We start from the raw sequence: 12,298 nt of genomic DNA on the forward strand, positions 1-12,298 counted from the left end.
TAAGCTCCAGGCTGGAAGAGGGGGACTTCGTGAATCGCCGCATACCTGCCGTAACGCTCGCCGCAGCGGCGTGTCTGACCTTGGCCGCCTGCTCGGGCACGGCAGCGGGATCACCGCAGCCCCGCCTCGCCGCCGCCACCCCCTCCTCCACGGGTACGGCCACGCCCACCCCGTCGGCCACCGCCCCCGCCCTCCCGCAGAGCGACGGCACCCTGCAGATCCTCGCCTTCCGCGGCTACGCCGAGTCCGGCGGCAAGCTCAACTGGGTCGGCTCCTTCGAGAAGGAGACCGGCTGCCGGGTCGCCCGCCTGTCCACGGTGCAGACGGCCGAGGAGATGGCCGTGCAGCTCTCCCAGCGCCCCTACGACGTGATCTCGGCGGGCCCCGAGCTGGCCGGCGGCCTGGTCGCGGACGGCGCGGTGCAGCCCATCGACACCGCCAAGGTCACCGGCTACACCGACCTGTCCAAGCGGTTCCGCCAGCTCACCGAGTCCGGCGGCAAGGTGTACGGCGTGCCGTTCCTGTGGACCTACGGCCAGGTGCTCTACGACCCGGCGAAGGTCCAGGACGCGAGCCCGGCCCGGCTGTTCGAGAGCGACCGGGTGGCGCTCAGGGACACCCCGCTGACCATCGCCGACGCCGCCCTGGCCTACAAGGACGAGCTCGGCGTCGACGACCCCTTCGAGCTGACCCCGGCCCAGTTGAACGCCGTCATGAAGAAGCTGGCCGTGCACAAGGACGGCAGGACCTACTGGAAGGAGCCGATCACGCTGGCCAAGGGCTTCGCGACCGGCTCCTTCGACCTGGCCCAGGCCACGCCCTACTACAGGCTGCTGCTGGGCAAGGCGGGCAAGCCGTACCGGGTGCTGAGCGCCCCGGCCACGACGGGGCGGGTCGACTCGTGGATGCTCGGCGCGAACGTGCCCAACATCGACTGCGCCTACCGCTGGCTGAGCTGGATGGCCAAGCCGGACGTGCAGCGGGACGCGGCCTCCTGGGTCGGCATGGCGCCGGCCAGCCCGGAGGCGTGCAAGGGCAGGGCCAAGGAGATGTGCGCGGCCTACGGCGCCGGTAAGGCCGACGTGCTGGAAAAGATCACCTTTGCCGTTCGCCCACCTGGGGATTGCCGTCCCAAGGACAGGGAATGCACTGACTATGCCACCTGGACCGAACGGTGGCGGGGGCTAGTGGGCTAGCGGGGGTCTTCCGCTGGTGATGCCGCGGGCGCGCCCGTCCCCCCGCTGGGCGCGACCGCCAGGGGCGCTCCGGGGTCCCCCCGCCCCGGGCGCCCCGCTCCCTGAATCCTGTGTGATTTGTCCGACTTTGCATGGGTTCGATATCGACTGAATGACCAGTCAGTGGATAGTCTCCTCGCATGAGAATCCTTCTTGTGGGAGCCGGCGGCGTGGGTTCCGCCGTCCTGCCCATCGCGGCCCGGCGAGATTTCTTCCATCACATCGTGGTGGCCGACTCCAAACAGAGCAGGGCGGCGGACGCCGTCGCCCGGGTGGACGACCCCCGCTTCAGCGCCATCGAACTCGACGCCGGCGACCAGGCCGCGGTCGAGGCCGCGCTCCGCGAACACCGCTGCGACGTGCTGTTCAACGCCGTCGACCCGCGCTTCACCATGCCGCTGTTCGAGGCCGCCCTGGCCGCCGGGGCCCACTACCTCGACATGGCCATGTCGCTGTCCAAGCCGCATCCGCACAAGCCGTACGAGCTGACCGGCGTCAAGCTCGGGGACGAGCAGTTCGCGGCCGACGCGCGATGGCGGAAGGCCGGCCGGCTCGCGCTGGTGGGCATGGGGGTCGAGCCCGGACTGGCCGACGTCTTCGCCCGCTATGCCGCCGACCACCTGTTCGACAGCATCGAGGAGGTCGGCGTCCGCGACGGGTCCAACCTGGTGGTGGACGGCTACGACTTCGCGCCCACCTTCTCCATCTGGACCACGATCGAGGAGTGCCTCAACCCGCCCGTCGTGTGGGAGGACGGGGACTGGCGCACCACCGAGCCGTTCAGCGAGCCGGAGGTGTTCGACTTCCCCGAGGGCATCGGGCCCGTGGAGTGCGTGAACGTCGAGCACGAGGAGGTGCTGCTGGTCCCGCGCTGGATCGACGCCCGGCGGGTGACGTTCAAGTACGGCCTCGGCGAGGAGTTCATCGGCGTGCTGAAGACCCTGCGCAAGCTCGGGCTGGACAGCGCCGACAAGATCAAGGTGGGCGGTTCGGAGGTGGCGCCGCGCGACCTCGTGGCGGCCAGCCTGCCCGACCCGGCCCGGCTCGGCGACCGGATGAGCGGCAAGACCTGCGCTGGCACCTGGGTCAAGGGCGTCGGCAAGGACGGCGCCCCGCGCGAGGTGTACCTCTACCACGTGGTGGACAACGCCTGGTCGATGCGGGAGTACGGCTCGCAGGCCGTGGTCTGGCAGACCGCCATCCACCCCGTCGTGGCCCTGGAACTGGTGGCCACCGGGGTGTGGCGCGGGGAGGGAGTGCTCGGTCCCGAGGCGTTCGACGCGGTCCCGTTCCTGGACCTGCTGACGGAGTACGGCTCACCGTGGGGCCTGCGCGAGGAACTCGGCCGCCAGGCCGCCTGACTCAGCGCCTCGGGAAGGCGACGACCGTGGCCATCGGGACGGGGAACATCGCCGCTGCGCAGTCATGGCAGGCCAGCACCGCCGAGTCGTCCGGCAGGCGGCCCACCCGCGCCCTCGGCCTAGGCCACTTCTTGTGGCAGACCACGCAGGCGTCGCCCTCACGCTGAGCCCAGCTCAGGCCCTCCGGGTCGAACGTCAACATGCTCCGTGCCGTCTCCGCCGGGCTGCAGTCCATCACGCTCACGGGAACCGTTATAACGCCGGGGACCGCTGTGATCGTCTAGGCGGGTGTCAAGGGAGGGTGAAATCCCGGACTTCATCCTTCCTGTACACCAACAAAATCGGGCATCCACCCGCAAGATGGATGCCCGATTTATGGGGAGATCAGGAGTCGGCGATGGCCTTCTCCAGGATGTTCAGCCCCTCCTCGAGGAGGTGCTCGGGGATGACCAGCGGCGGCAGGAAGCGCAGCACGTTGCCATAGGTGCCCGCGGTCAGCACCAGCAGGCCCTCGGCGTGGCAGCGCTTGGCGATCTCGGCGGCGGAGGCCGCGTCGGGCTCCTTGGTGCCGGGCTTGACCAGCTCGATCGCGATCATCGCGCCGCGCCCGCGGACGTCGCCGATGACGCCGAACCGCTCCTGCATGGACCTGAGGCGGGGCAGCATGATCTCGCCGATCCGGCGGGCCTTGCCGACCAGGTCGTCGCTCTCGATCGTCTCCAGCACGCCGAGCGCCGCCTCGCAGGCCAGCGGGTTGCCGCCGTAGGTGCCGCCGAGGCCGCCCGCGTGCACCTTGTCCAGGATCTCGGCGCGGCCGGTGACCGCCGCCAGCGGCAGGCCGCCCGCGATGCCCTTGGCGGTGACGATGATGTCGGGCACCACGCCCTCGTCGTCGCAGGCGAACAGGTCGCCGGTGCGCGCGAAGCCGGTCTGCACCTCGTCCGCGATGAACACGATGCCGTTCTCCCGGCAGTACTCCGCGATCTTCGGCAGGAAACCCTTGGCCGGCTCGATGAAGCCGCCCTCACCGGCGATCGGCTCGATGACCACCGCGGCCACGTTGGTGGCGCCGATCTGCTTGTTGATCATGTCGATGGCCTGCGCGGCCGCCTCGTCCGCACAGTTCTCCGGCCCAGTGGGCCAGCGGAACGGGTACGCCAGCGGCACCCGGTACACCTCAGGCGCGAAAGGCCCGAAACCATGCTTGTACGGCATGCTCTTCGCGGTCAGCGTCATCGTCAGCAGCGTCCGGCCGTGGTAGCCGTGGTCGAACACCACGACCGCCTGCCGCCCGGTGGCGTGCCGGGCCACCTTGACCGCGTTCTCCACGGCCTCGGCGCCGCTGTTCAGCAGGAACGTGCGCTTCTCGTGGTCGCCCGGCGTCACCTCGTTGAGCTTCTCGCACACCTCGACGTACGACTCGTACGGCGTGACCATGAAGCACGTGTGGGTGAAGTCCGCCACCTGCCTGCGCACCCGCTCGACCACGCGCGGCGCCGCGTTGCCCACGCTGGTCACGGCGATGCCGGAGCCGAAGTCGATCAGGGAGTTGCCGTCGATGTCGACGACCACGCCACCGCCCGCCTGGGTCACGAAGACCGGCAGCGTGGTGCCGATGCCCGGCGGGACGGCCGCCTGCTTGCGGGCGAGGAGCTCCTGCGACTTCGGACCTGGGATCTCGGTGACGAGGCGGCGCTCCTGCGGAAGCGACGGGCCTCCCTGCTGGGTAGTCATGCTGTGAAGGTACGGCCGGTGCCGCGAACTGCCGATATGTCGCGATGGCACAATAGGTGCAGCTCACTTGGCCGGAATGGACAACACATGGCACCTTCGCTGCGGACCGTCGTCGCACGGATGCGGCTGCCCGTGCTCGCCGGGCCGCTCGACCACCCGGTGCGCTGGGTCGCGGTCAGCGAACTGGAGGACCCCACGCCCTTCCTGGAGGGCGGCGAACTGGTGCTGACCACCGGGATGCGGGTCACCTCGCACTACGCCGACTACGTCGGGCGGCTCGTCTCGCGCGGGGTCGCGGGCGTCGGCCTCGGCGTCGGGCTGACCCACCAGGAGGTGCCCGCCGAACTGGTCGAGGCGGCCGAGGCCGCCGGGCTGCCGCTGCTGGAGGTGCCGCGCGAGACGCCGTTCATCGCCATCGGCAAGGCGGTCAGCGACCTGCTCGCCGCCGAGCAGTACGACGAGCTCAGCCGCGCCTTCGCCGCTCAGGGCCGGCTCACCCGCGCCGCGCTGCGACCCGAGGGCATGCCCGCGGTGATCGACCGGCTGGCCAAGGAGATCGGCGGCTGGGCCGCGCTGCTCGACGAGTCGGGCGCGCCGGTCCACGCCACGCCGGGCGCGGAACTGGCCTCGGTACTGCCCGAGATCGACCGGCTGCGCGGCGGGCGCACGGCCATCCTGGCGCTGTCCACCCCCGGCGAGCACGTCGTCGTCCAGCCGCTCGGCGGCTCGCGCCAGGCCCGCGGCTTCTTCGCGGTCGGCGCCGCCCGCCCGTTCAGCCCGACCGCGCACACCGTGATCAACGCGGCGGGCTCGCTGCTCACGCTCTCCGTCGAGCAGGGACGCGCCTACCTGTCCGCCGAACGCCGCGTCCGCGCCGCCGTGCTGCGCCTGCTGCTGTCCGGCGAGCCCGGCCAGGCCGCCGCCGTCCTCGCCCCCCTCGGCGTACGGCTGCCCGCCGCGCCCTACGTCGTGCTCGCCGTCCCCACCGACGCGCTCGACCTGGCCGAACGGGTGGGCTTCACCGCCCCGCTGGACGGGCACGCCGTCCTGCTGGCGGCCGAAGCCGAAGCCGCGGAGCTGGCCGAGCGGCTGCCGGGACCCGTCGGCATGAGCGCCCCGGTGCCGCTCGCCGAGCTGGGTAGCGGGCTCGACCAGGCAGGACGCGCCCTCACCGAAGCCAGAAAAGGCCAGAACCAGCTCGTCAGGTTCGCCGACCTGGCCGGCCAGGGCCTGCTCGCCCTCCTCGACCCGGCCGCCGCGCAGGCGTTCGGCGCGGCCCTGCTCGCCCCCCTGGCCGAGTACGGCTCACGCGCCGACCTCATCGAGTCGCTGCGCGCCTACCTCAACACCAACGGGCACTGGGACGCGGCGGCCCAGCGGCTCGGCATCCACCGCCACACCCTGCGCTACCGGATGAAGCGGGTTGCCGAGCTGCTCGGCCGCGATCTTGACGATCCCGGCGTACGGGCTGAGCTGTGGATCGCGCTCAACTCGTCTTCTGCACCAGATAACAGCAGATCGTCGCGGTGGTGACCGCCTCGTAGGTACGGCCGTCGCGCAGGTGCCCGCCGCGTTCCAGGCTGATCGCGCCCTGCGCCGCGGCCCACAGCGCGTCCGCGATCTTGCGGGGCTGGGTGGGCACGAGGTAGCCGGCCGAGATGCAGTCGGAGATCACCCTGTCCAGGATGTTCAGCGCGGCGCGCGCCAGTGTCCTGGCCCGCTCGCTCGGTTCGAAGCCGGGGATCGCCCGCTCGAACATCAGGCTGTAGAAGCCGGGCTCGGCCGCGCATGCCTCACGGTAGGCGGGGCCGAGCGCGTACAGGTAGTCGAGCGGATCCCTGCGCACCGGAACCGACTCCAGGTATCGCCTGAACCGCTCGAATCCTTCCAGGTAGAGGGCCTCCGCCAGCCCTTCCCTGCTGCCGAACATCGTGTAGATGACCGTGGTCGAACACCCCGCCTCAGTGGCGATCCTGCGCATGGACAGGCTGTCGGGGCCGTCGCTGGCCAGCAGATTCACCGCCACATCGAGGAGGCGGGCACGAAGCTCGTCGTGGTTGGCTCGTTCGCCGAGTAAATAGGCGCCCTGAAGCCCGAGCGGCGCCGAGGAGGTCATGGGGCCACGCCTTTCATGCTCGGGGGCCCGCCGCACTCGGAGACCCGCACATCGTGACTTAGCCAGGGCGGCGATCGTTCAAACCGCTCCACACGCTTAACATCCCCAATTGGTGCTACTCCTGTTACATAGCTGGGAAAGATTGTGAGTTGTGCGTAACGGCCAGGTGGTGCCTGGGTCTTGTTCGCGGTGGAGCAAAGCCGGTCGCGGGCTGGTGGAATAGCGTCATAAGCATGGACGTGCGTAGCTTCTGGCTCGCCGGACGCCCCGCCATGGGCGACGCCGAGCTCACCGTGACCAACTCCCACGACGGTCGTCCGGTCGGCACGTACTCCGTGCCCACCGACGCCCAGGTCGAAGAGGCCATCGCCGCGGCGGTCGCCGTACAGAAAGAGGCCGCGGCCCTCCCCATCCACGTGCGCGCCGAGGCGCTGGCGCACGTGTCGCGGCGGCTCGCCGAGCGCGCTGAGGAGATCGCGCAGCTGATCAGCGGGGAGAACGGCAAGCCGATCCTCTGGGCGCGCGGCGAGGTCGGCCGGGCCGTGGCCACCTTCCGCTTCGCGGCCGAGGAGACCCGCCGGTTCTCCGGCGACGTGCAGCGGCTCGACACCGAGCCGGCTGCCGCCGGACGGCTCGCCTACGTGTCCCGGGTGCCGCGCGGTCCCGTGCTCGCGATCACTCCGTTCAACTTCCCGCTCAACCTGGTCGCGCACAAGGTCGCCCCCGCACTCGCGGTCGGCGCCCCCGTCATCGTCAAGCCCGCGCCCGCCACGCCGCTGTCGTCGCTGCTGCTCGGCGAGCTCCTGGCCGAGACCGACCTGCCCGCCGGGATGTTCTCCGTGCTGCCGGTGCCGAACGAGGGGGCTGCCGCGCTGGTGCAGGACCCGCGCCTGCCGGTGGTGTCGTTCACCGGCTCCGGGCCGGTCGGGTACTCGATCATGGATCAGGTGCCGCGCAAGCACGTGACGCTGGAACTCGGCGGCAACGCGGCGGCCGTGGTGCTGGCCGACGCCGACCTCGACTGGGCGGCGAGCCGGGTGGCGCTGTTCTCCAACTACCAGGCGGGGCAGAGCTGCATCGCGGTGCAGCGCGTGATCGTCGAGGAGTCGGTGCTGCCCGAGTTCCTCGACAAGCTGCTGCCCGCCGTGTCCGCGCTCGTCACCGGTGACCCGCAGGACGAGAAGACGCAGGTGGGGCCGCTGGTCTCGGTCGCCGCGGCCGAGCGGGTGGAGCAGTGGGTCAAGGAGGCCGTCGCCTCCGGGGCCCGCGTGCTGGCCGGCGGCACCCGTGACGGGGCCACCGTCGCGCCGACCGTCCTGACCGACGTGCCCGCCGACGCCAAGGTCGCCCGCGAGGAGGTGTTCGGACCGGTCATGATCGTTCAGCCGGTCGGGTCCGTGGACGAGGCCTTCGCCGCCGTCAACGACTCCGCCTACGGCCTGCAGGCCGGGGTGTTCACCCGGTCGCTGGACGTCGCCTTCCGGGCCAACCGGGAACTGGAGGTGGGCGGCGTGATCATCGGCGACGTGCCCTCCTACCGCGCCGACCAGATGCCGTACGGCGGGGTGAAGGACTCGGGCGTGGGACGCGAGGGACTGCGCTCGGCCATGGAGGACTTCACCTATGAGAAGGTCATGGTCCTCACGGGGCTGTCTCTCTGAAGCCCGAGCCGGGCTGCCCTGCCGGGGTTCATAGTTCCGGCAGGGCGAGGAGGCTGAGCGCTCGGCCATCTTCGCGCGCTGACGAGAATGGCCTAATCGCCTAGCTTGGCGAGAATCCGATCCAGCTTCTGATCGAGGGAGATGATGTCGCCCTTGAGTTCGTCTCGGACCGTCGTGATGTCGCTCTTGAGCTCGGTTCGGACGGACTGGATGTCGCCCTTGAGTTCGTCTCGGACCGTCGTGATGTCGCTCTTGAGTTCGTCTCGGACGGTTGCGATGTCGCTCTTGAGCTCGTCCCGGACGGACTGGATGTCGCCCTTGAGTTCGGTTCGCACGGCGTGGAGGTCTTCCTTTGTCGCCATGCGGTTCAGGCAGAGTTCGAACATTGGGCCGAGGTAGTCCTGGCACTCGGTTCGGACCCGGTGGGGCAGGTCGTTGAGGGCTTTTTCGAGGGAGCGGGTCTGGAAGGCCCACGACTCGAGCTCCGTGACGCGCTGCTCCATCGATCTCACGTCGTCCACTGTACCCACGGCCTCCGGTCGAGTCCTCGGCAACGCACGGGTCTCATGCCGCACGGTCATGCGCGCTCCGCCATGGTGAACAGGGCCTTGGCGCTGTCGCCGAAGTAGGGGCCGTACATGACGTTGCGGTTGTCGCTGTACTTGAAGCTGCTCAGGGAGACGATCGTGCCCCGGCCGGTGGCGGCGTCGAAGTCGGTGAGCCAGGGGCCGCCGCTGGAGCCGGCGGTCATGTCGCAGGACACGCCCTGGTCGCGGGTCTGGCCGTAGGGGTCCTCGCGGAGGCGGCCCGCGCAGTAGACGAGGTGCTCGCCGTCGTACGGCGCGTCGGCGGGGAAGCCGAAGCCGTAGATCTGGCCGCCGCGTGAGCGGTTGAAGGCGATGTTCTGGTAGCCGACCACGTCGGTCGCGTGCCGGCCTCCGGACCGGTTGAGCGCCACCATGCCCACGTCGAAGCTGTCGTCGCCCGAGCGCGACCACGGCCCGGCGACGAACATGCGCCTGGCGGTGTACGACCCGTACGGCCGCTCGCCGCCGGTGCGGTAGCCGGGGACGAACGTCCAGTTGTCGGCCCAGGCGCCGGCGCCGTCCTTGACACAGTGGCCCGCGGTGACCACGAGATCCTTGTTGGCGCTCTTGACGGTGCTCGCCGAGCAGACGAAGTCGACGCCGTCCATGGTCAGGAAGATCCGGCCGGTGGCCCGTGACACCAGGCCGCCGGTGCCCCACCGGGAGCCGCCGGTCATGGCGGACGGCCTGGCGGACTGGCGGCGCGGGGTGACGACCTTGCCCTGCGCGCCGGACAGGTCGGGAGCGGTGGCCAGACCGGCCTTCCCGGTCAGGCCGCTGAGCACGCCGCCTTTCCCGCCCTTCCCGGTCAGGCCGCCCAGCACGCCGCCCTTCCCGCGTTTCCCGGGCGGGCCGCTCTTCTTGGCCAAGGTGTCGAGGAGGCTGATCGGCAGGGCCGCGGCCATGCGGCGTGGCGTCCAGTAGTCGAGCACGCGGCGCTGTGCGCTGTGACTGCGGGCGGCCACGTGCTCGACGACATCGGCTCGCTCGGCCGCCCGCGAGGCGGGGGCCGGGCGACTCGGCTCGTGCTGCTTCGCGGGCGTCGCGCCGAGCAGGGCGGCGCCCACCATTCCCGCCATGAGTGGAGCGGCTGCAAGCAGGGGGATGCTCGGGGTCATGAGCCACGAGTCTGCACTACGAGATGTGTTCTTGTGACTACTTTCGGTAAATAGGCTCAGAGTGCATTCGTGCTCTGGGCCGCGTTGTAGACGGCCTGCGCCTCCGCTCCGAAATACGGGCCGAACATCCAGTTCGGGGCGAAGTTGTATTTGAAGCTGTTCACCGAGTTCTGCGTGCCGAGCCCGGTGGATTCGTTGAATCCGGTGAACCACGGCCCGCCGCTCGAACCGCCGGTCATGTTGCAGGTGAGCCCGTGGTCGCGGGACATGAGGAAGTCGTCGAACGCCCGCCCGCTGCAGTAGATCAGCTTGGACCCGTCGTACGGCGCCGCCGCCGGGTACCCGAAGGCGTGCATCTGCTGCCGCCTGGCCTGGTTGAAGGCGACGCCCTGGCCGCCCACCACGTCCGTCAGCGTCCTGCCCTGCAGGGGCGCCACCACGGCGGCGGCGACGTCGAAGTTGATGTCCTCCTTGGCGTCCCACTGCTGCGTGGTGAGCAGCTTGGCGGCGACCCACGTGCCGTACGGCCTGGCGCCCTTGTCGTAGCCGGGGACGAACACCCAGTTGGTGTGGTAGTCGCCGCCCATCTTCACGCAGTGCCCGGCGGTGAGCACGACGCTCTCGTTCGCGCTGGTCACCGCGCTGCCCGAGCAGGAGGCGTTGCGCCCCTGGTAGGTGAAGAACACCCGCCCGGTGGTCTTGACGACCGCCCCGCCGCCCGTCCAGGCGGTGCCCGAGCTGGCTCGCGCGACCTGTGTGGCGCCCTGCTGCGAGCTGGTCGGCGGGACGTCCCATGGCGCGCCGGTGGTGGGCTCGCCGGGGGCGCCGAGCTTGGCGCCGGACTTGGGGGCCGGGGCGTTGAGCGGCTCGGCCTCCTCCATCTTGTCGGCGGTCCAGTAGGCGGCGACCTTGCGCTGTTCGGTCCTGGTGTCGGCGGCCTCCTCCGTGACGGGGGGCCGGGGGCCCGCCGCGGCCTGGACCGCCCCCGCCGGAAGCAGAACGCCTCCCGAGGCGACGGTGAGGATGGAAAGCAGAGCGAGTCTGCGGTGCATGCGTACCTCCATTGACCGGATCTGAGGTTGGAAGGTAGCGGTGCGAATATCCCTATTTCTCGACATTTGCGAAGACCGATATAGCGCTATTCCGGCATTAATTTCATTGAATATCGCCCGTCACACCTGTCACTCATTCGATCTTGTACGGCGCCCGCCGTACCGGATGGCAGGATGGAGGCGTGCAGTCAGACTCCTCCCGTTCCGTGGTCCTGCTCGGGTCGACCGGCTCGGTCGGCACCCAGGCGCTCGACGTCATCGCCCGCAACCCCGGTCGCTTCAAGGTCGCCGGGCTGGCGGCGGGCGGCGGGCGGGTGGACCTGCTCGCCCGGCAGGCGGCCGGGTTCGGCGCCGAGGTCGTCGCGGTCGCGGACGCCGCGGCCGTACCGGCGCTGCGTGCGGCTCTGGCCGCGGTCGGGGTGAGCCCCAGGGTGCTCGCCGGGCCGGAGGGGGTCGCCGAGGTGGCCGCCTGGCCGTGCGACGTGGTGCTCAACGGCATCACCGGCGCGCTCGGGCTGACCTCGACGCTGGCCGCGCTGGAGGCGGGCCGGTCGCTGGCGCTGGCCAACAAGGAGTCGCTGATCATCGGCGGCCCGCTGGTGAAGCGGCTGGCCAAGCCCGGTCAGATCCTGCCGGTCGACTCCGAGCACTCCGCGCTGCAGCAGAGCCTGTGGGCCGCCGGACCCGGGGGCCACGACCCGGAGGCGGTCAGGCGGCTGGTGGTGACCGCGAGCGGTGGCCCGTTCCGCGGGATGCGGCGCGCCGAGCTGGGCGATGTGACGCCCGAGATGGCGCTGGCCCACCCGACCTGGTCGATGGGGCCGGTCATCACGATCAATTCGGCCACCCTGGTCAACAAGGGGCTGGAGGTGATCGAGGCGCACCTGCTGTTCGACATCGGGTTCGACCGCATCTCCGTGGTCGTGCACCCGCAGTCGATCATCCACTCGATGGTGGAGTTCGTGGACGGCTCGACCATCGCCCAGGCCAGCCCGCCCGACATGCGGCTGCCGATCGCGCTCGCCCTCGGGCACCCGGCGCGCGTCCCGGACGCGGCGCCCGCCGTCGACTGGACCAGGGCGCACACCTGGACCTTCGAGCCGCTCGACGACGAGGCCTTCCCCTCGGTCGCGCTGGCCAGGCACGTCGGCGCCGAGGGCGGCACCGCGCCGGCCGTGTACAACGCGGCCAACGAGGTCTGCGTCGAGGCGTTCATGGCCGGGCGGCTGCCGTTCCTGGCGATCGTCGACACCGTCGCCGCGGTCGTCGCCGCGCACACGGTGACCGCCGCCGACTCGGTGGAGGAGGTGCTGGCCGCCGACGAGTGGGCCAGGGCCCGGGCGAGAGAGCTGACAAATGGTGCGTATCTATCTACGTAGTCTTCCTGTCCATATCACTGCCTAGACTGGATGGGTCGTCGACACACAAGGGTTG

At 70.5% G+C, this 12,298-nt stretch carries 11 protein-coding genes; 5 read left to right on the forward strand and 6 right to left on the reverse strand.

Annotation, left to right across the window (positions count from 1 at the left end; all coding sequences use genetic code 11):
* The first annotated feature begins 29 nt into the window (after window positions 1–29).
* Together ABZ911_RS11965 and ABZ911_RS11970 are read left to right on the forward strand one after the other, a co-directional pair.
* Window positions 30–1,196, forward strand: a complete 1,167-nt coding sequence (locus ABZ911_RS11965; RefSeq protein ID WP_358054529.1) for an extracellular solute-binding protein — start codon at window positions 30–32, stop codon at window positions 1,194–1,196.
* Window positions 1,197–1,375: 179 nt separating this feature from the next.
* A complete protein-coding gene (locus ABZ911_RS11970; RefSeq protein ID WP_358054530.1) occupies window positions 1,376–2,596 on the forward strand; it encodes a saccharopine dehydrogenase C-terminal domain-containing protein in 1,221 nt (406 codons plus the stop codon).
* 1 nt (window position 2,597) lies between these two features.
* Here ABZ911_RS11970 and ABZ911_RS11975 read toward each other — a convergent pair whose 3' ends face one another.
* Together ABZ911_RS11975 and gabT are read right to left on the reverse strand one after the other, a co-directional pair.
* A complete protein-coding gene (locus tag ABZ911_RS11975) occupies window positions 2,598–2,831 on the reverse strand; it encodes a hypothetical protein (RefSeq protein ID WP_358054834.1) in 234 nt (77 codons plus the stop codon).
* 149 nt (window positions 2,832–2,980) lie between these two features.
* Window positions 2,981–4,330: a 4-aminobutyrate--2-oxoglutarate transaminase gene (gene gabT / locus ABZ911_RS11980; RefSeq protein WP_358054531.1), complete on the reverse strand. Its 1,350-nt coding sequence runs from the start codon at window positions 4,328–4,330 to the stop codon at window positions 2,981–2,983.
* Between the two features lie 87 nt (window positions 4,331–4,417).
* On the opposite strand from gabT, the gene ABZ911_RS11985 reads away from it, so the two are divergent.
* Window positions 4,418–5,863 (forward strand): PucR family transcriptional regulator, encoded by a 1,446-nt coding sequence (locus ABZ911_RS11985; protein WP_358054532.1) that lies wholly within the window; start codon window positions 4,418–4,420, stop codon window positions 5,861–5,863.
* Here the strand turns inward: ABZ911_RS11985 and ABZ911_RS11990 are convergent.
* Complete coding sequence (locus ABZ911_RS11990) at window positions 5,817–6,446, reverse strand: TetR/AcrR family transcriptional regulator (protein ID WP_358054533.1); 630 nt, start codon at window positions 6,444–6,446, stop codon at window positions 5,817–5,819. The two genes, ABZ911_RS11985 and ABZ911_RS11990, sit on opposite strands and share 47 nt — an antisense overlap.
* A gap of 233 nt (window positions 6,447–6,679) precedes the next feature.
* On the opposite strand from ABZ911_RS11990, the gene ABZ911_RS11995 reads away from it, so the two are divergent.
* Entirely contained in the window at window positions 6,680–8,107 is a 1,428-nt protein-coding gene (locus ABZ911_RS11995; protein ID WP_358054534.1) for an aldehyde dehydrogenase family protein, read from the forward strand.
* Between the two features lie 92 nt (window positions 8,108–8,199).
* On the opposite strand, the gene ABZ911_RS12000 is transcribed toward ABZ911_RS11995, so the two are convergent.
* The 3 genes from ABZ911_RS12000 to ABZ911_RS12010 all read right to left on the reverse strand — a co-directional run bounded on the left by ABZ911_RS12000 (window position 8,200) and on the right by ABZ911_RS12010 (window position 10,864).
* Window positions 8,200–8,688 (reverse strand): hypothetical protein, encoded by a 489-nt coding sequence (locus ABZ911_RS12000; RefSeq protein WP_358054535.1) that lies wholly within the window; start codon window positions 8,686–8,688, stop codon window positions 8,200–8,202.
* Window positions 8,685–9,773, reverse strand: coding sequence for a hypothetical protein (locus ABZ911_RS12005; protein ID WP_358054536.1), 1,089 nt, complete (start codon window positions 9,771–9,773; stop codon window positions 8,685–8,687). Before ABZ911_RS12005 ends, ABZ911_RS12000 begins: the two co-directional genes overlap by 4 nt.
* Window positions 9,774–9,868: 95 nt before the next feature.
* On the reverse strand, window positions 9,869–10,864 hold the full coding sequence (locus tag ABZ911_RS12010; protein ID WP_358054537.1) for a peptidase: 996 nt from the start codon (window positions 10,862–10,864) through the stop codon (window positions 9,869–9,871).
* Between the two features lie 182 nt (window positions 10,865–11,046).
* Between ABZ911_RS12010 and dxr the strand changes: the two genes are divergently transcribed.
* Window positions 11,047–12,243, forward strand: coding sequence for a 1-deoxy-D-xylulose-5-phosphate reductoisomerase (gene dxr, locus ABZ911_RS12015; protein WP_358054538.1), 1,197 nt, complete (start codon window positions 11,047–11,049; stop codon window positions 12,241–12,243).
* The last annotated feature ends 55 nt before the right edge of the window (window positions 12,244–12,298 follow it).

It is taken from the genome of Nonomuraea sp. NPDC046570 (genome assembly GCF_040645915.1).
Lineage (GTDB): Bacteria > Actinomycetota > Actinomycetes > Streptosporangiales > Streptosporangiaceae > Nonomuraea.